The sequence below is a fragment of the Streptomyces sp. NPDC051677 genome, assembly GCF_044453465.1.
Taxonomy (GTDB): Bacteria; Actinomycetota; Actinomycetes; order Streptomycetales; family Streptomycetaceae; genus Streptomyces.
In genome coordinates this window covers 1-19072 of record NZ_JBITCT010000094.1, presented here as the reverse complement: position 1 = coordinate 19072, position 19072 = coordinate 1, and the positions used below count along the sequence as shown (strand labels likewise).

Sequence of the window (19072 nt, the reverse complement as noted above, 5' to 3'; positions counted from 1 at the left end):
GCCGAACAGGCGACGGCCGAACCAACGAATCTGAACACCCATCAACCCCTGCTGACCAGCTGATCAGCACATCCCGCATGACGGGGGAACCTCACGGTGGTCACTGTCCCTCCCTGCGCATCGATTGGTGCCAGTGCAATGCCCGCCGCTCGACCGCTCGGGCCAGCAGGTTGACCGCGACGCCGAGGAGTCCGGTGACCAGGACCAGGGCGTAGACCCGCGGCACGGCGCCGGACGTCTGCGCGACGGCGAGCTGGTTCCCGAGGCCGGGCGCGCCGATGACGAGTTCGGCGGTGATCGCAAGGACCAGTGCCACGGTCGCGGCCAGCCGCACGCCGGTCATCACATACGGCAGCGCTGTGGGCCACAGGACATACCGCACTCGCCCCCACCTGCCCAGCTGGTAGCTGAGGGCGGTGTCATGGGCGACCGGGTCGACGTCCTGTGTGCCGGCCAGCACCTGGACGAGCACCTGCCAGAAGGAGGCGTACACGACCAGCAGCAGCGTCGACTCCAGGTCGGTGCCGTACAGCAGCACCGCCACCGGGATCAGGGCCACCGACGGGATCGGCCGAAGGAACTCGATGGTTGAGGCGGTCACCGACCGCAGCACCGGCACTGCCCCGATCACCACGCCGGTCACCACGCCGGCCACCACGGCGATGGCCAGTCCCAGGCCCCAACCGGTGAGGGTGTCACCGAGCGCGGTCCAGAACACGTCTTCGTCGAGCATCTGCCACAGGGCCCGGCCCATCTCGGAGGCGGGCGGGAGGTAGTCGGCGGAGACGACACCGGTGTGCGGCAGCACCTCCAGCAGAATCACCAGCCCGGCCAGTCCCGCCAGTCCCCGCAGCGGGGTGCCCGCTCCGTCCAGAGCGCGCCGGACACGGCCGCCGCCCGGCCCTCCGGGACCGGCAGCGGTCCCGGAGGGCTTCGTCGGTACGGAAGTGCTCCCGGTCGCGCTCATGAGAACAGGGTGTTCAGGTCGGGCTTCTTGCCGCCGAAGATGCCGTCCTGCTCGCCGAGCGAGGCCAGCTTCTCCAGGGAGGCCATGTCGTACTCGGTCGGCCAGGTCGGCAGCGTCATGTCCTTCAACACCTCACCGTCGATCTTGGTGTAGGTGCTGATGATCTGGCGCGCCTCGTCCGGGTGCTCGGAGGCGTACTCAAGCGACTCGGTCACCGCCTCGGTGAACTTCTTCACCAGGTCGGGCTTCTCCTGGGCCAGCTTGGCGGAGGCGAAGTACGCCGCGATGGTGAGCTTCGGGTCGGTCTCGGCGAACGGCGACGCCACCACGCGGGCGCCCTGGCCCTTGGCGATGGTCAGCGCGGGCTCGCCCATCCACGCGGCGTCGACCCGCCCGCCGTCCAGCGCGGCCGGCATCTGGTCGAACGGCATCTCGACGAACTTGACCTTCGAGGGATCGCCGCCGTCCTTGCGCACCACCTCGCGGACCGTGGTGTCCCCGATGTTCTGCAGGGTGTTGACCGCCACTGTCTTGCCGACGAGCTCCTTGGCGGACTTGATCGGGCTGTCCTTCTTGACGGCCACCCCACTGATGTCCTTGGTGGTGTCACCGGTGGAGGCGGCTCCGTTCACCACGGACTTGATCGGCACGCCCTTGCTCTGAGCGATCATCAGGGAGGTGACGTTGCTGAACCCGAATTGGAACTGACCGCTGACCACACCGGGGATGATGGCGGCGCCACCCTGGGCGGCTTCCATCTTCAGCTCGATGCCCCGGCTGCTGAAGAACCCTTTCTCCTTCCCCAGATACAGCGGTGCCACGTCGACGATGGGGATGATCCCGACCTTGACTTCGGTGGTCTTGCCGCCGTCCGACGATGAGGCGTCGGTTGCAGATGACGAAGATCCGCATCCGGCCGCTCCCGCGACCGTCAGCACCGCTACAGCAAGCCCTAGAACGCGCCTTCGCATGGGGCCCTCCTGGAGGAATGGTGTTCGAGATGCGAATTAAATTTCGTCACACGAACAAGTGGGCGGAGGTTATTTCTCCGTTTGGGGTGAGTCAATAGGCCTGCCCGGCCGCGAACACTGGTTCGCGGCCGGTGGCTGCTGGTGTGACGAAGTGAGTGAACGCCGGCCGTACCCAACCGACTTGTCGGGTGGGCAGTGGGCTCGATCGAGCCGGATCACCGCCTGAAAGAGCCGGCACCGCTCGGCCGGCGGTCACCGGTCACCGGTGCGCCTACGGATCAGGGAGGTCGTGAACGCGATCGTTTGCCAGGGCAGGACAGGCGGCCCGTGGGCTTACCTGCCGCGCGTCTGCCGTCGCAGTCCCGGCGGACAGATAGCCGACCTGGTGGATGCTGGACACCCGACGTGTCCCGTGCGGCTGCCGACGTCCCCGCCTCCACGACCGGCGTGAGGTCCCGATATCGCCGCGCTGGAACCGCTGACGCCCCGCCCGCGTCTGGGGCCGGCCCCAGACGCGGGCGGGTGGGCGCACAGGCCCGCCGCCCGCGTCGCGCGGGTCATTCTCGGGTCAGCGTCGGCAGGTGTAGCTGTCGGCCGAGGTCGTCGGACCGTGGCCGGAGTAGCGGGCTTGGAGGGGGTACCGGCACAGGTTGCGGGTGATCACGGTGCCGTCGGGCTTGGTGGTGGACGCGGGCAGGGTCGCAGGGGCCTTGCCGTGTTCCACCCAGTTCACCACGGCGGCCAGCGGGTCCGTCGGCGCGGGTCCCGTTCCGAATCCGCAGTGATCGACGCCAGGTGCGAGGAAGACGCGGAAGAACGAGTCGACCTGCCGTGCGCCGCCCATTTCGCGCTCGACACGCTTGCGGTAATCGACGGTTCCCTGGACCGGGATGTTGCGGTCGGACACCCCGTGCCAGGTGATCATCTTTCCGCCTGCCGCCTTGAAGGCGCTCAGGTCGGGGTCGTCCGTTCCGATGATCCCGTTGTACTCGCGCTGGGACTGGCGGAAGAGCTTCTCGTACTCGGCGTAGGTGATCGTGGAGGCGTCGAACGCGGGGTCCTGCTTGAGGAAGTACTTGAACCAGTTGTCGATGACGGGGAACGGTTTTCCGGTGCGGGTTCCGTCGGGGGAGACGACCGTGCCGGCCGCGGTCGTCAGCGACGTGCTCTTCAATGGCCCGTACCACAGGAACTGTCCGGTGCGGGTGGTGGGTCCTGACCAGATACGGCCGACGACCATGGCATCGGTAGCCGTGATCTGGAGCGTCTTGCCGTCGCAGACCACCTGTCGGCCGACCAGGGAGCGGGGATCGAAGTGGCAGCGGTCGGGGTCGTCGACGACGCCGTCGGCGACCCCGTCGTTACGGTCGCAGGCGGTGATGGCTGCCTGGGTGAACGTGTCGAGCTCGCAGGGGCTGAGGAAGTCCTTCTCCTGGTTCATCACGACTTGGGCCCACATGTTGCCCGGGGTGAAGCGGTCCCAGTTGGCGGCGGGAGCGGCTGCCATGATGCCGTCGTAGTCGTCGGGGTAGCGCTGGGCCTCCATCCAGCCCTGACGCCCGCCGGTGGAGCAGCCGTTCCAGTAGGAGTAGAAGGTCTGCCGGTCGTAGAAGCCGGCGGTGATCTGCTTCCCGATCACCGCCATGTCGTGCAGGGAGCGGCTGGAGAAGTCCTCCAGCAGACCCGTGTTGACGCGGCCCTGCGAGTCGAGTGCCCAGGACGACGGGTCCAGCCCATTGGTGGAGACTCCGGCGTCGGTGGAGGCCGCCGAGTAACCGCTCTTGACGGCGGTGGCGAGCGCCGCCTCCCCACCCGAGGCCGAGTAACCTCCGCCGCCGGTACTCTGGTAACGGCCGTTCCACGATTCCAGCGGGAGCCACACACGCGTGGTGACACGGTCACCGACGCCCGGGTGGCTGAGTAACACGGTGACGTCGCACACGGCCGGTACGGACGTGACAGGCGGCAACGGCGGTGTGCCGGCCACATCACCGGGGGGCCGGATCACGGCGGTGACCGATTCGACGCCGGCACCGGGCACTTGGGGTACGGACAGGTCACCGCACGCTTGTTGCGGCGACTTGCGTATGGAGGCGGCGTCGTCCGCCTGGGCCGATGTTGTCAACACCGAGGCTGTGAGAACGGTACAGAAAAGGGCGAGCAAGCGCTTCATCGAGCTCCTCGTGCACGGCTCACCTCAGAGTCTCTGAGTGAGGGACAGTTCGCCTCGGCAGCGTGCCAGGCTGATCAACTCACTGCCTCGGCGATTCCCCCAGGGTTGACCTAGGCCGTGTTGCAGAAAGCGCTGGTCCGCTGAGCCGGCCGCCCTGGGAAGTCGCGGCCGGCCAGCCAGATGATGAGATCGCACCGGGCGTCCCTGGTGCCGAGGTGGCGCCGGGTCGCCGCCGCCAGGATGGGGTGCGGGGCGGACGACGCCGTGCGGTCACTGCCATTCGCAGATTGCGGAGTCGACGTTCACCTCCCACGTGATCAGCCCGGCAGCGTCGGCCCGTGTCTGCAGCCCGGTCAGCACAGCCGCCCAGATGCGAGCCCGCTCCAGCGACGAGCTGCGCCGGCAGGAAGGCGTCGTCATGGGGCCGGTCCAGGGCATCGGCCTCGTGGTTGCCGTCGGCCGAGCGACTGACATGGAAGCAACAGGCCCGGTGTTAACGTTCTGGCCCATGACTGACCATCCGGAGCTGCCGCCCCGCTTGATGGGGAGGGTCGTTGAGGTAGCCGCGCTGACCCGCTCGGTGGGCTCCGCCTGCGCGGGGCATCCGGCCATGGTGCTGGTCGCGGGACCGGCCGGTATCGGCAAGACGGCTCTGGTCGAGCACGTCCTGGACATGGAGCGGACCCGTGTCGACGGCCTCGCGCCACGTGTGGTGCACGTCACCGGGGTCCGTTGGGAGTCGGACCTGCCGCTCGGTGTCGCCGCCCAACTCGTCCGCGCCTGGGGCAAGGGAACCACCCTGCCCGATTCGACGGCGCCGGCCGCAGTTCTCGAAGCCTCGCGGGTGCTGCACCGCCAGTGGGCTGCCCAGCAGGAGACGGAGCCGCTGGTGGTGGTCGTGGACGACGCCCACTGGGCCGACGTCGACAGCCTGCGCGCCATCCGGTCCTCGGTGCGCAGGCTGTCGCGGGAGCGGGTGTTGGTCGTCCTGATCGCGCGAGACGCGCCTCATGAGTTGTACGAAGTCCAGGAGCGGCACTTGGGACTCCCCGCGTCGGTCCTGGCCACCCTGGACTTCCTGGACGGCTGCCGCGATGACGCCATACGCCCCGGCCCACTGTCCCCCTTGGACGTTCGGGCAGTGGCCCGCGACCGCGTCGGTCTCACCCTGGAGCTGCCGGCCGCCGGCCGTCTGAGCCACCACACAGTCGGCAACCCCCGCCATCTGTTGCAGCTCTTACGTGAACTGCCGCGCGAGACTTTGCAGGACTGCCGCTCCGAACTGCCCGCTCCCACGATCTACGCCTCCGTCGTGCGGTATCGCCTCGCCGGTTGCGGGGAGGCCACTCGGGCGCTGGTGGAGGCCGGCTCCGTCCTGGGTGAGGAGGCGTTGCTCGTCGAGGCCGCCGAACTGGCCGGGATCGAAGATCCGCTGCCGGCCGTGGACGAGGCGCGCGAAGCGGGGCTGCTGGTGGCCACGTTCGACCCCGGCCGGGCTCTGCTGGCCTTCCCCCATCCCCTGCTCAGAGCAGCTGTCCTCACCGGCATGGGGCTGACCCACCGCACCGAACTGCACCTGAGGGCGGCGGAGGTCACATCCAACCACGGTCGCAGGCTCATACACCGGGTGGCCGCCAGTACCACGGCGAACGACTCACTGGCTGACGAACTCGACCGGTACGCCGCTGAACGCGCCTCGGTCGGAGAGTGGTCCGCCGTGGCAGACAGCCTCGTGCGGGCCGGTCGTCTGAGCACCGCGCGTGCCGCCCGGGAGGATCGCCTGCTGCGCGCGGTCGACGCCATGATCGGGGCCGGAGACGTGCCCCAGGCCTCTTCGTTCGCCGCCGAACTGGAGAGCTTCTCCGCCGGCGCCCTGCGCGACGCGGTCCTGGGCTACCTGGCCCTCATGCGAGGCCGCCCCGCCGAAGCCGAGGCTTTCCTCACCCAGGCGTGGCAGCGCAGCGATCCTCGACGGCACCCCGGCCTCACAGCGATGATCTGCCAACGCCTGCTTCTGCACGCCTTGGGCCGCTGGGACGGCCATGACCTGGTCGCCTGGGCCCGCCAAGCGCTGGCACTGGCGAAGGCGGACGACCCGTCGGGCACCCAGGCGAAGGCCGTGCTGGGCCTGGGACTCGCGATGACGGGTCGTCCCGAGGAGGCCGTGGCCGCATACGGGGCGGCCGCCGCGACACTGCCCCGTGGGGCCCCGCCCCAGCGGTTCCAGATCGGCCGCGGCTTGGTCGATCTCGCCATGGACCAACCGGAAGACGCTCGCCGCAGGCTGGAAGGCGCCGTCCCCGCCGGCTACCGCATGGGCTCCACCCGAATCCCGCTGGCGGCGCAGGGCTGGCTGGCCCGTGCCCAGTTCACGTTGGGGGCGTGGCCGGAGGCGTTGGAAACGGTGCAGCGGGCCGCAGCCAGGCTCAAGGAGGCCCCCGTCGAACTGATCCGTCCCCTGGTGCACTGGACCGGGGCCCAGATCAACGCTCTGCGCGGGGACTGGGCGGCGGCCGATCATCATGTGCGCGAAGCGGCGGCCGACCTCCACCACTACGAGCTCATGCTGATCCCGTCGTGTCTGGCTCGTGCCCAGGTCGCCGAGGCCCGTGGCGACTACGAACGCGTCATCGCAGCCCTTTCCCCCGTGGCCCAGCTCACCACGCGCGAGTCGATCGACGAGCCGGGTTTCTGGCCCTGGCCGGACGTCTACGCCAACGCACTGGTGATGACGGGCCGCGTCGAGGAGGCCGACGCCTTCCTCGCCCCGCACGAGGAACGCGCGGCCCACCGCGCGAGCCGTTCCACGCTGGCCCGGCTGGGCCTGGCCCGCGGTCGGGTCACCGCCGCCCGCGGTGACATCGACACGGCCCGTAAGGAGTTCGAGCAGGCCCTCGTTCACCTCGAGAGCCTTCCCCTCGGGTACGACCGTGCCAGGGTCCACTTCGCCTACGGTCAGACCCTCCGCCGCGCTGGTAAACGTCGCGAGGCCGACACCGTCCTCAAGAACGCTCGCGACGCCTACGCCACCCTCGGCGCCCGCACCTACGTGGAGCGCTGTGACAGGGAGTTGCAGGCAGGCGGTGTGCACGCGGGCCGGTCAACCGCCGACATGGCCCAACTCACGCCGCAGGAACGGGCCGTGGCCCGTCTGGTCGCCTCCGGTGCGACGAACCAGCAGGCAGCGCTGGAACTGTTCATCTCCGTCAAGACGGTCCAGTACCACTTGACACATGTCTATACCAAGCTGGGTATCCGCTCCCGCAGCGAACTGGCCGTCTGCTTCCGGGAGGAACCATCGGTGGGGTGAGGCGGCCTCGGCGGACTTGCCGGATATCTGCCTGACAGGAATGGTGAGGGGGCCCGGCCGAGCGCCGCTCTTCGCTGGGCCGAGCCCCTGGCTCTGCGGTATCCCCGCTCGGGCTCAGGTCGTTGCGGTCGCCGGGGTGGGGGTGTCGACGTCGCTCGGGGCGGCGGGCCACTCGCGGGGTCCCTCGTCGTGCCACAGCGGGCGCTGGTCGACTCGCAGGCCGAGGATCTCCGGTCGCGCGTAGTGGCCCCGGGAGTCGACCCACACCTTGACGGCGTTGATGTCGGCGAGGTCGATCTCGGCGGTGACCAGCTTCTCCTCGGGGCCGGTGTGCGGCCCGGCGAGGTACTGGTTGAAGGGGTGGATCACGGCAGACCAACCACCTCCCGCGGTGATGTGCTTCTGCGGTCCGATGGTGGACTCCATCCATTGCAGGCATGTCTCGTCCACCGGGTTGCCGGCGGAGACGACGAACGTCTGGGCCGTGAGCGCGTGGGTCTTCATCATGGCGTCGATCTGGACGTCGGCGACGGTCTCGAAGCCGGCCATCGTGGACAGGCCGGGCCATGCGGCGGCATGGATCTGCTGCCCCTGGGTGATCAGAGACTGGCGGGCCAGGTTCATGGTGTGCTCCCAGCAGGCCAGACCACCGATCCGGCCCAGCGCGCTGTCGAACACGCTGAGCGTGGCGCCGCCGCCCTGCGCCCACACGATCCGCTCGACATACGTGGGCTGAAGCTTGCGATGCACGCCGAGCAGCCTGCCGTCGGGCTCGATGAAGACCTGGGTGTTGAAACAGGTGCGGGTGCCCGCGAGGCGCTCACTGACACCGAGGACCGTACCGACGCCGGCACGGGCGCACGCCGCCTGGATGCGGGCGACCTGTGGGCCGGGCACCTCGATGGACGCTTCCGCGTAGGCGGCGTTGGCGCCCTGCTGGTCAAGTGGGGCGTATGCCTCGATCCAGTACGGGTAGCCGGGTACGAAGGTCTCGGGGAAGACCAGTAGGTCGATGCCGTCGCGGCCGGCCTCTTCGATGAAGCTGATGACCTTGTCGACGGTTGCCTCGGTGTCCATGAACACGGGGGCGGCGTGTACCGCGGCGACCGTTCGCTTCGTGGAAACGGGAGCTGACATCGGAGCCCTCCTCAGAGGCGGCGTGCACTGGTGGGAATCAGCCATCGAGTGGCACCCAGAGCGCATAGTCCGGATGCGGATGAATTAGATCCGAGCACGTACGACCTCCTCGCTGCAAGGTTCCGTGCGCCCTGCATTCAACCGTCGTTCGCGTGTGGCGCCCGCGGGGTGGGGGAGGTGTGCGAAAACCCCCAGGTCAGACCCAGGGTAGCGTCAGTGTGTGAGGTAAGTCACTCGTCGGGTGGCTTCGAAATCGAGGCGACCCTCTTGTCAGATCGAGATCGTACGTGCTCGGATTAATTCCGTCGGCGGCACCCTCCTGCATCGCAACGCCCGGTGTCGATCTCTGCTCACCTGGCTTGATTCGTTCCCTCCCCGGATCCCCGGCTCCCCGACCACGCGACCGCCCGTCTCTCACCACTCCCACCCTTAGGAGCGAGACATGCTCGATCTCACCGCCGTTGACCTGCTCGACGCGTTCACTCGCGAACTGAAGCTGTGCAAGCTCCAGCCCGACGAGCACGTCGTCGTCCTGTCCGAGCCGTCCAGCCGCGGTGACTACGTCGCGGCCGCCTTCGGCGCGGCGAAGGCCTGCGGTGCGCACGTCATCGCCGCCACCGTGCCCGGCGGGAATCCGTCCCCCACGGACAGCACCCACACCGGCGCCGGACCGGGCCTGACCGCGGTGCTGAACGACACCACCGCGCAGGAGCTGCTCAAGGGCGCCGACCTGGTCGTGGACCTCACTCGGGAGGGGTTCATCCACGCCCCCCTGCAGCAGGAGATTCTGCGGACGGGCACCCGCATCCTCTTCGTCTGCGACGCCCCGGACGTCCTCATCCGCAACATGCCCAAGGAGGGCGACAAGGCCGAGGTTCTCCAGGGCGTGGAGCTGCTCAAGAGCGCCTCCGTGATGCGGGTGACCTCCGAGGCCGGTACCGACCTGACCGTCGAACTGCCCGGATCCAAGCCGGAGTTCCAGGTCGGGTTCGCTGACGACCCGGGGCGTTGGGACCACTGGCCCAGCACCATGGTGCTGTGCTGGCCGAAGTTCTCCGACGGCCGGATCGTGCTCGCCGAGGGCGACATCCTGCTGCCGTTCAAGGAGTACGTGCGCCAGCCCGTCACCCTGGAGATCGCGAACGGCGACATCGAGAAGGTGTCGGGCGGCGCCGAGGCGAAGCTGCTGGAGACCTTCTTCGAGGACGCCCATGACCAGTGGGCGCGCAGCCTCTCCCACATGGGCTGGGGCCTGATGCGCAGTGCCGACTGGTTCGCCACCGCCCTGTACGGCAAGGAAGAGCTGATGGGCATGGACGCGCGCGCGTTCGCCGGCAACTTCCTGTGGTCCACCGGACCGCACCCGATCCTCAAGCGCGAGTCGTACGCCCATCTCGACATCGCCATGCGCGGCTGCACCGTCTCCGTCGACGGCCGGGAAGTCGTCACCGCGGGCCGACTCGTCGACTTCTGATCCCGCCTGCCGCACCTGCATCTGGAGAAACACATGGCATCCACCCAATCTTTCGAAGTCGTCATCGTCGGAGGCGGGCTCGGCGGGATGACCGCCGCGCTGTCGCTGCGTCAGCGGGGCCTGCGGGTCACTGTGCTGGAGCAGGCGCCTCAGTTCGGCGAGATCGGCGCGGGCATCCAGACGGCGCCCAACGCGAGCCGCATCCTGCTCGGGCTCGGTCTGCGCAAGCAGCTGGAGGCGATCCGCACCGAGCCCCAGGACCAGGTGCGGCGCAGGTGGAAGGACGGCAGCATCGTCGGACTGACCCAGCTCGGCGACACCGTCAAGCAGCGCTACAACGCCCCGTACTGGCACTATCACCGCGCCGACCTGCACCAGGTCCTCACGGACGCCTGCGTCGACCCGGCCGGACCCGGTCCGGTCGTCGAACTGCGCACGGCGAGCCGGGTCACCGAACTGGACCGCAGTGATCCGCGCCGTCCGGCCGCGGTGACCGAGGACGGCCGACGCTTCGAAGCCGACGTCCTGATCGGCGCCGACGGCATCCGATCCCGCGTCCGCGACCTCATGGGCCTGCCGGACACCCTGGAATTCTCCGGGGAGATGGCCTTCCGGGCCCTGATCCCCGGCGACCTCATCGCTGCGGATCCGGCGACCCGTTTCCTGATGGACCGCTTCCAGAGCACCATCTGGTACGGCCCCGACCGCCACCTGGTCCACTACATGATCCGAGGCGGTGAGTACCTCAACATCGTCGGCTGCGTCCCGTGCACCGACGACGTCGCCGAGAGGTGGACCGCCACCGTCACCGCCGACGAGCTCGTGGACGCCTACTCCGGCTGGGACGATCGCGTCGCGGCGATGCTGTCCAAGGCCAAGGACGACGTCATGGCCTTCGCCCTCTACCACCGCCGCCGCGACCCGATCTGGGTCGACGGCCGCGTGGCCCTCCTGGGTGACGCCTGCCACGCGATGCTGCCGTACCAGGCACAGGGCGCCTCGCAGGCCATGGAGGACGCCGCCGTCCTGGCGGAGGAACTGGGCCGAGCCACCGTCGGCTGCGTCGACAACGCGCTGCGCCGCTACGTCGACCGGCGCGCCAAGCACGCCGGCATGGTCCAGGACGCGTCCTTGCAGAACAAGAGCTTCTACCACTACCCGGACGGCCCTCAGCAGGAGGCCCGGGACGAGCTGCTCCGGCGCGGCTTCGACGGCGAATCCGACGTCTCCTACCACTGGTTGTGGAGCGGCACCCCGCTCAACGACCCCGACCTGGGCGCCTACGAGTACCGCTTCGCCCGCTGACCCGGGCTGACCCGGCCCGCTTCCCCGCTTCTCGCTTCTCCGCTCACCCCCTTCCGGGCCCTTCTCCGGCCCAACCACCCCGCTCTTCCACCCCGGTGTCCGCCCAGTGCGGGCGCGTCCCCCTCGTACACCCCCGTGGAGCGAACGTGAAAACAGGTGACCAGATTGTTCAGGACCTCCCCTGGAGATGGGGAGTTCAGGGCAAGGTCTTCATCATCGGTGGCCTCGGCTACCTCTTCGACGCCTACGACATCGCCCTCAACGGCTTTCTCATGCCGCTGTTGGGCGAGCACTTCGACCTGACGCTCTCCCAGCGCGGCCTGGTGGCCACCGCCAATCTGATCGGCATGGCCCTCGGCGCCGTCGTCTGGGGGGCGGTAGCGGACCGTATCGGCCGCAAGAAGGCCTTCAGCGTCACGCTGCTGATCTTCGCGCTGTTCTCGGTACTCGGAGCCCTCGCCCCGAGCTACTGGCTCTTCCTGCTGTTGCGCTTCGTCGCCGGCGTCGGACTCGGCGGCTGTATCCCCGTCGACTACGCCCTGGTGGCGGAGTTCTCGCCGAGGAAGTACCGCGGTCGTGTCCTGACCGCACTGGACGTGTGGTGGCCGATCGGCGTGACGCTGTGCGGACTGGTGTCGACGGCCATGCTGACGCTCGAGGACAACTGGCGGTGGATGCTCACCGTGATGAGCCTCCCGGCACTGCTGCTGTTCTGGGTACGCCGGGGCATCCCCGAGTCCCCGGTCTACCTGAGCAAGAAGGGCAGGGAGGTCGAGGCCCGCGCGATCATCGACGACCTGGTGGCCCGCACCGGCGCACCGGTCGAGCCCTACGTCATCCCGGCACCGCCCCGGCATGTGAAGGCGAACGGTCCGCGGGTCGCGCTGGACCAGCTGCGCGACATATGGAAGTTCAGCGCACGCATCACCTCCGCCGCCTGGCTGCTGTTCGCCACCGTCATGCTGGTGTACTACGCGGCGCTGAGCTGGATGCCGTCCATCCTCAAGGAGCAGGGACTGGGCGAGAAGACCGCCTTCATGAGCACCACACTCATGAGCGGCGTCGGCATCATCGCCGTCCTGACATCCACCGTGCTGGTGGACATGGTCGGCCGGAAGTGGCTCATCGGCGTCACCGCACCGCTCGCCTCACTCACACTGGTGGGTTTCGCGCTCCTGCTGGACATGCCGACCGGGTCCGTCGTGGCCCTCGCGGTCTTCGGCTTCCTGATGCAGCTGACCATCCCGGCGATGTACGCCTACGTCTCCGAGCTCTATCCGACACTGCTGCGGGCCAGCGGCTTCGGCTGGGCGTCGTCGTTCAGCCGGGTCCTGACCGGGTTCGCCCCGCTGCTGTTCGGCTCGGTGCTGTGGCCGATGCTGGGACTGCCGCTGACCTTCGCGGCGCTGGCCCTCGCCGTCGTGGCATCCGTCGTCTGGACCGCGGTCGCGGCTCCCGAGACGAAGGGACGGGCGCTCGACGACGACATCGAGGTCGTTCTGGAGGGCCATCCGGTTCCGACACCGACATCCGGCCAGGCGGTGCTCTGAGGGTTTGCCCCGCCTGACCGGGCGCCTTCCCGCCAGGTTCCGTACGACAGGAGAGACATGAAGCCCGCTCCCTTCCGCTATCACCGGGCACGCGACGTCGAGGACGCGACAGCGCTCCTTGCCGAGTCGGGTGACGACGCCAAGGTCATCGCCGGCGGCCAGAGCCTGGTCGCGATGATGAACTTCCGGCTCGCCCGCCCGGCCCACCTGGTCGACATCGCCGGTCTGCGCGAACTCGACCACCTCGGTGTCGACGTCGACGGCGGACTGCACATCGGGGCACTGACCACCCACCACACGGTGGAGGCCGCCCCGCCGCACCAGCTGGGAGCGGGCTTCGACGTCATCCGTGACGCCATGGCGTGGATCGGTCATCTGCCGATCCGCACCCGCGGCACGGTCGGCGGCAGCATGGCGCACGGCGACTCGACCGCCGAGTGGTGTCTGCTCGCGGTCCTGCTGGACGCCGAGCTCGTGGCCCGGAGTCCGCGCGGCCGACGCCGCATCCCGGCCGTGGAGTTCTTCTTCGGCTACTACACGACCGCGCTCGATCCCGACGAGATCCTCGTCGAGATCGTCTTCCCGCGCCCCGCGCCGCATGCGGCCCTCACCGAGTTCGCCGAGCGCCGAGGCGACTTCGCCATCGTGGCCGCCGCCGTCGACCTGGACACCGACGGCCACACGGTCAAGGGCGGTCGGGTGGCCCTCGGAGGGGTCGCCGCGATGCCGGTCCGGGTCCCCCAGGCGGAGGCGGTGCTGGCCGCCGGGGGTTCGTTCCGCGACTGCGCGGATGCCGCGGCGGCCGCCGCGGACCCGCCGGGCGATGCCAACGGCAGCACCGAATACCGCAAGCACCTCATCCGCACTCTGGTCGAACGAGCCTGTGAGGAGGCGATCTCCCGATGAAGCCCGCCACGGACGACCGTCTGGTCGGCAGATCGGTCGCACGCCGGGAGGACCCCCGGCTGCTGAGCGGACACGGCCGCTTCGTCGACGACATCGAGCTGCCCGGCCAACTGCACGCACAGTTCGTCCGCAGCACCGTGGCCCACGGAGTGATCAACGGCGTCGACCTCACAGAGGTACGCAACGTGCCGGGCGTCGTCGCGGCGTTCAGCGCCGCCGACCTGGAGCTCGGCGACATCACCGCTCAACTCGGCCGCCCGATCTCGGAGTTCGTGCCGACCGTCATGCCCATCCTGGCCCGCGACCGGGTCCGCTACGTCGGCGAGCCCATCGCCGTCGTCGTCGCCCGTGACCCGTATGCCGCCGAGGACGGTCTGGAAGCCGCCAAGGTCACGTACGAGACCCTTCCGCCCGTCACCAGCGAGGAACAGGCCTTCGCCGCCGAATCTCCACTGGTGCACGAGGAAGCGGCCCACAACACCCTGGTCGACGTCACTCCGTTCGCCACCAGAGGCATCGACCGGATCTTCACCAAGGCCGCCTGCGTGGTCCACGTGGACGCGAGGACCGGGCGGCAGAACGCGCTGCCGCTGGAGACCCGCGGTGTGGTCGCGCACTGGGACGACCGGGAGGAACAGCTCGTCCTGCACACCTGCACCCAGGTCCCGCATCAGGTGCGGACGGTGGCCTCCCGCTGTATGCGGCTCGACGAGCGCGCGGTTCGGGTGATCGTCCCGGACATGGGCGGCGGCTTCGGCCTCAAGTGCGTCGTCGGACGCGAGGAGATCGCAGTCGCCGCGGCCGCACTGAGGCTGCGCCGGCCCGTGAAGTGGATCGAGGACCGCAAGGACGCTCTGTCCGCGTCCTTCCTCGCCCGGGAACAGCACTACACCGCGCGTGCCGCCTTCGACGCCGACGGCAGGATTCTCGGCCTGGACGCCGATGTGGTCTGCGACATGGGCGCCTACTCGTGCTACCCGTTCACGGCCGGCATCGAGCCGCTGATGGCCGCCGCCGAGATGCCCGGCGTCTACAAGGTGCCCGCCTACCGGGTACGGGGCCGGGCCATCACCACCAACAAGGCGCCGACCGCCCCCTACCGGGGCGTGAGCCGCCCGCAGTACGTCATGGTCGTGGAGCGGCTCATGGAGCGCGCCGCGCGTGAACTGGGCCTGGACCCGCTCGAGATCCGGCGCCGGAACATCATCACCGAATTCCCCTACACCGGCGTCAACGACATCACCTACGACCCCGGTTCGTACCTGGAGTCGCTCAACCTGTGCGAGCAGGCGCTGAAGGAGGCCGGCTGGTACGCCCGCCAGGCCGCGGCCCGGGCCGAGGGACGGCACATCGGGATCGGCTACAGCTGCTTCAGCGAACGCACCGGCTACGGCTCGAAGGCCTTCGCCGCGCGCAAGATGGAGGTCGTCCCGGGGTTCGACCTCTCCGAGGTCCGCATGGACACCAGCGGCGCGGTCACCGTGACCACCGGCACCATGAGCCACGGGCAGAGCCACGAGACGACCATGGCGCAGATCGTCGCCGACGCGCTCGGCGTCGACATCGCCAAGGTCAAGCTCCACCAGGGCGACACTGACCGGATCACCTACGGCTGGGGCTCGTTCGCCAGCCGCTCGATCACGGTCGGCGGGAGCGCCGTACGCCTCGCGGCGGCCAAGCTGGGCGACAAGCTCCGTGCGGTCGCGGCCGCGGAGTGGGGCATCTCCCCGGACGAGACCGAACTCGACCGGGGCGGGGTGCGCCGCCGCGACGACCCGGACGCCTTCCTCACCCACGCGCACCTGGCCGACACCGCGTACCTCAGGTCGCACCTGCTGCCCAAGGGCATCGATCCCGGCCTCACCGCCACCGCCGTCTTCGACGTCCACAACGACGGCACCTTCTCCAACGCCACCCACGGAGTCGTCGTCGAACTGCACGAGGGCACCGGACAGGTGGAGATCCTCGCCTACGTCTGCGTCGAGGACTGCGGAGTGGCCATCAACCCTCAGGTGGTGGAGGGCCAGGCCCGCGGCGGCATCGCCCAGGGAATCGCCGGCGCGCTCTTCGAGCAGGTGACCTACGACGCCCAGGGCGAGCCGTCGGCCACCAGCTTCATGGACTACAAGGTCCCCACCGCCCACGAGATCCCCGACGTCTCCATCCACCACCTGGAGACCCCCTGCGCCTTCACCGAGACCGGTGCCAAGGGCGCCGGGGAAGGCGGCACCATCGGGGCCCCCGCCGCCGTACTCAACGCTGTCAACGACGCGCTGCGCGCCACCGGCGTCGAACTCGACAACACCCCCATCACACCGGAGACCGTTCACCGTGCCCTGACCGCACCCGCACCGGAGCAGACATCATGACCGACACCACCGGCCTGGGCGACGACGTCCAGCTCATCGCCCTCGACGTCAACGGCACCTCGTACGAGGTGGTCACCCCGGCGCGCCGCACCCTGGTGGACGTGCTCCGCCACGACCTGCGGCTCACCGGTACCCACGTCGGCTGCGAACACGGCATCTGCGGAGCCTGCACCGTGCTCGTCGACGGGCTCCCGGTGCGGGCCTGTCTGATGTTCGCCGCGCAGGCGGAGGGCTCGAGGATCACCACCGTCGAGGCCTTCTCCGACCCCGAGACCGGCGAACTCAGCGACCTGCAGCAGGCCTTCACCGAACACCACGGCCTGCAGTGCGGCTTCTGCACCCCCGGCTTCCTCACCCTCGCCGAAGGCTTCCTCGCGGAGCAGCCGGACGCGACCAAGGAAGAGATCAGGGAGGTCGTCGCCGCCAACCTGTGCCGGTGCACCGGCTACCAGACCATCGTGGAGGCGATCGACGCCTGCGCGACCGCCCGGCGTGCTCAGTGCGCCAAGGGCACTGAGGAGACACCATGCAACTGATCAGCACCGTTCCCGTCAAAGCCGCGCCCGACGCGGTGTTCGCCCTCATCAACGACGTTCAGCGAGTGGCGTCCTGCATGCCGGGAGCAGCCCTCGAAGGACGCGACGGCGACACCTGGCGCGGCGCCGTCAAGGTCAAGGTGGGCCCGATCACGGCCGCCTACGCCGGCACCGTGCGCTTCCTGGAGATCGACAGCGAGAAGCGGCAGCTGCGCGTCCACGCCAGTGGCGCCGACACGCACGGCAGCGGCGACGCCGAGGCCGAGGTCTTCCTGGAGGTGGTGCCGACCGCGGACGGCGCGCAACTGAACCTCAACACCGACCTGGTGATCCGCGGCAAGATCGCCCAGTTCGGCAAGGGCGCCATCGCCACCGTGTCCGACCGTATCCTCCAGCAGTTCGCCCAGAACCTCGGCAACCTGCTGCTGGCCGGCGGCGGCGCCGAGACCCCCGCGAGCACGTCGGCCGGGGCCACTCCGGTGGCCGCCGCGCCCGCCGCCGCGCCCGCCGCGGCGTCCGCCGAGCTCAACGGTTTGTCCCTGGTCGCCGTCCCGCTGCTGAAGAAGTACGGCCCGGCTGCGGCGGCCTTTCTGCTCGGCCTCCTCCAGGGCTGGCTTCTGGGGCGGGGGAAGCGTCGGTGAGCGGCGGACTCTACGGTGTCGGCACCGACCGCACCTACAAGCAGGCGGGCTTTGGCGCCCCGGTTCGGCGGGGAAGCCGCCCGGCGATCGTCGTCGTCGACCTGACCCGCGGTTTTACCGAGCCCTCCTACCCCTCGGGCGCGGACCTCACTGAGGTAGTCGCCGCCACCACGTGCCTGATCGAGGCGGGTCGCCCGGCCGACGTGCCGGTGATCTTCACGGCCATCGCCTACACGGAGGCAGAGGCCACCGGTGACTCGGTCACCTGGCTGCGCAAAGCACCGGGCCTGCGCGAACTCGTCGAGGGCAGTGACGCCGTTGCCATCGACCCGCGCCTGCCCATGCGGACGGGGCACGACGTGCTCGTGGTGAAGAAGGGCGCCTCCGCGTTCTTCGGGACCAGCCTCGCCGCCACCCTCACCGGCTTCGGCTGCGACACCGTCGTGGTCTGTGGCGCCACCACCAGCGGCTGCGTGCGCGCCACCGCCGTCGACGCCGTCCAGTCGGGCTTCTCGGTGCTGGTACCCCGCGCCTGCGTCGGCGACCGGGCCGAAGGGCCCGCGGGCGCGGCCCTGTTCGACATCCAGGCCAAGTACGGCGACGTCGTCAGCCTGGACGACGCCGTCCGCTACGTCAGCGCCGCGTCGGCCGCCTCCGCCCGGCATGGCCGCTCATGAGGAGAAGTGACGTGTCCCAGCGATCGATCCCGCAGGCCGCGCTCGCCGATCTCGCCGACGTGCCGGCGACCAGCCGGTGGGTCCGCTCCGGCAGCCTCCGGCTGCACGCCCTCGACTACGGGGGCGACCTGCCTCCCTTGGTCGTCCTGCCCGGCATCACCAGCCCGGCGATCACCATGGACTTCGTCGCCCGAGAGCTGACCGACCTGGTCAGGCCCGTGGTGCTCGACGTACGCGGCCGGGGCCTGTCCGACGAGGGCGACAGCTATAGCCTTGAGGAGTACGCAGAGGACACTGAGGCCCTGATCACCGGCCTGGGGCTGGACCGCCCGCTGCTGTTCGGTCACTCCATGGGAGCACGCATCGCGGCCGCCGTCGCGGTGCGGGCCAAGGCGCCGCTGCGTGGGACCGTTCTGGCCGACCCGCCCATGAGCGGTCCGGACCGGGGGCCCTATCCCACCACGCTGGAGGCGTTCCTGCGCCAGATGTCCGAGGCCTTGCGCGGCACGGACGCCGACGAGGTCGCCATCTCCTGGCCCTCCTGGCCACGGCGCGAGCAGGAACTGCGGGCCCGCTGGCTCTCCAGCTGCGACCGGGAGGCCATCGTGGCCACGCACCACGGATTCGAACACGAGGACTTCTTCGACTGGTGGCCGCACGTGCCCGAGCCGGTGCACCTGCTGTACGGCGCCGACAGCCCCGTCGTGACAGCCGCGGGAGCTCAGGAGGCCGCGGAGAGCAACCCGTGGGCTCCGCTGCGCGAGATCCCCGGAGCCGGGCACATGATCTTCTGGGACGCCCCCGCGACCGCCGTCACGGCCCTGCGCACGGCCCTGGGGCACATCCTCTCCCCGCCTCCTGCCTCGGCGTCCAGCCCTGCCACGCCGTGACCACAGCCGCCGTTCATTCAACCGAAGGACAACCCGTGTCGGACCATCACATCGGCCTCATCGTCCCCAGTTCTGAGGTTCCCCCGTCATGCGGGATGTGCTGATCAGCTGGTCAGCAGGGGTTGATGGGTGTTCAGATTCGTTGGTTCGGCCGTCGCCTGTTCGG

Annotated in this window: 15 protein-coding genes; 10 read left to right on the top strand and 5 right to left on the bottom strand. The window is 69.5% G+C overall.

Going from position 1 to position 19072, the window contains the following annotated elements; all coding sequences use genetic code 11:
• Positions 1–100: 100 nt before the first annotated feature.
• From ACIBAF_RS47325 to ACIBAF_RS47310, 4 genes are all read right to left on the bottom strand, one after another.
• The gene (locus ACIBAF_RS47325) at positions 101–874 is read right to left on the bottom strand and encodes an ABC transporter permease (RefSeq protein ID WP_399472725.1); all 774 of its coding nucleotides are present in this window, start codon (positions 872–874) and stop codon (positions 101–103) included.
• 89 nt (positions 875–963) lie between these two features.
• Positions 964–1938 carry an ABC transporter substrate-binding protein gene (locus ACIBAF_RS47320; RefSeq protein ID WP_399472723.1) on the bottom strand — a complete coding sequence of 325 codons (975 nt, stop codon included), beginning with the start codon at positions 1936–1938 and terminating at the stop codon, positions 964–966.
• Positions 1939–2506: 568 nt separating this feature from the next.
• Complete coding sequence (locus ACIBAF_RS47315; protein ID WP_399472721.1) at positions 2507–4066, bottom strand: tannase/feruloyl esterase family alpha/beta hydrolase; 1560 nt, start codon at positions 4064–4066, stop codon at positions 2507–2509.
• Positions 4067–4381: 315 nt separating this feature from the next.
• Positions 4382–4531: a hypothetical protein gene (locus tag ACIBAF_RS47310; protein WP_399472719.1), complete on the bottom strand. Its 150-nt coding sequence runs from the start codon at positions 4529–4531 to the stop codon at positions 4382–4384.
• Positions 4532–4619: 88 nt separating this feature from the next.
• Between ACIBAF_RS47310 and ACIBAF_RS47305 the strand changes: the two genes are divergently transcribed.
• Positions 4620–7421 carry an AAA family ATPase gene (locus ACIBAF_RS47305; protein WP_399472717.1) on the top strand — a complete coding sequence of 934 codons (2802 nt, stop codon included), beginning with the start codon at positions 4620–4622 and terminating at the stop codon, positions 7419–7421.
• A 114-nt stretch (positions 7422–7535) separates the two neighbouring features.
• On the opposite strand, the gene ACIBAF_RS47300 is transcribed toward ACIBAF_RS47305, so the two are convergent.
• Positions 7536–8558, bottom strand: coding sequence for a carbon-nitrogen hydrolase family protein (locus ACIBAF_RS47300; protein ID WP_399472715.1), 1023 nt, complete (start codon positions 8556–8558; stop codon positions 7536–7538).
• Between the two features lie 442 nt (positions 8559–9000).
• On the opposite strand from ACIBAF_RS47300, the gene ACIBAF_RS47295 reads away from it, so the two are divergent.
• The 9 genes from ACIBAF_RS47295 (at position 9001) to ACIBAF_RS47255 (ending at position 18906) form a co-directional block, all read left to right on the top strand.
• On the top strand, positions 9001–10032 hold the full coding sequence (locus tag ACIBAF_RS47295; protein ID WP_399472713.1) for a hypothetical protein: 1032 nt from the start codon (positions 9001–9003) through the stop codon (positions 10030–10032).
• 33 nt (positions 10033–10065) lie between these two features.
• A complete protein-coding gene (locus tag ACIBAF_RS47290; protein ID WP_399472711.1) occupies positions 10066–11337 on the top strand; it encodes an FAD-dependent monooxygenase in 1272 nt (423 codons plus the stop codon).
• A gap of 146 nt (positions 11338–11483) precedes the next feature.
• Positions 11484–12887, top strand: a complete 1404-nt coding sequence (locus ACIBAF_RS47285; protein WP_399472709.1) for an MFS transporter — start codon at positions 11484–11486, stop codon at positions 12885–12887.
• A gap of 57 nt (positions 12888–12944) precedes the next feature.
• Positions 12945–13793, top strand: coding sequence for an FAD binding domain-containing protein (locus ACIBAF_RS47280; RefSeq protein ID WP_399472707.1), 849 nt, complete (start codon positions 12945–12947; stop codon positions 13791–13793).
• A complete protein-coding gene (locus tag ACIBAF_RS47275; protein WP_399472705.1) occupies positions 13790–16162 on the top strand; it encodes a xanthine dehydrogenase family protein molybdopterin-binding subunit in 2373 nt (790 codons plus the stop codon). Before ACIBAF_RS47280 ends, ACIBAF_RS47275 begins: the two co-directional genes overlap by 4 nt.
• Positions 16159–16698: a (2Fe-2S)-binding protein gene (locus tag ACIBAF_RS47270; RefSeq protein WP_399472703.1), complete on the top strand. Its 540-nt coding sequence runs from the start codon at positions 16159–16161 to the stop codon at positions 16696–16698. The genes ACIBAF_RS47275 and ACIBAF_RS47270 overlap by 4 nt, the downstream gene beginning before the upstream one ends.
• Positions 16689–17339: an SRPBCC family protein gene (locus tag ACIBAF_RS47265; protein ID WP_399472701.1), complete on the top strand. Its 651-nt coding sequence runs from the start codon at positions 16689–16691 to the stop codon at positions 17337–17339. The genes ACIBAF_RS47270 and ACIBAF_RS47265 overlap by 10 nt, the downstream gene beginning before the upstream one ends.
• Complete coding sequence (locus ACIBAF_RS47260) at positions 17336–18016, top strand: isochorismatase family protein (RefSeq protein ID WP_399472699.1); 681 nt, start codon at positions 17336–17338, stop codon at positions 18014–18016. The genes ACIBAF_RS47265 and ACIBAF_RS47260 overlap by 4 nt, the downstream gene beginning before the upstream one ends.
• On the top strand, positions 18013–18906 hold the full coding sequence (locus ACIBAF_RS47255) for an alpha/beta fold hydrolase (protein ID WP_399472697.1): 894 nt from the start codon (positions 18013–18015) through the stop codon (positions 18904–18906). The genes ACIBAF_RS47260 and ACIBAF_RS47255 overlap by 4 nt, the downstream gene beginning before the upstream one ends.
• Positions 18907–19072: the final 166 nt, after the last annotated feature.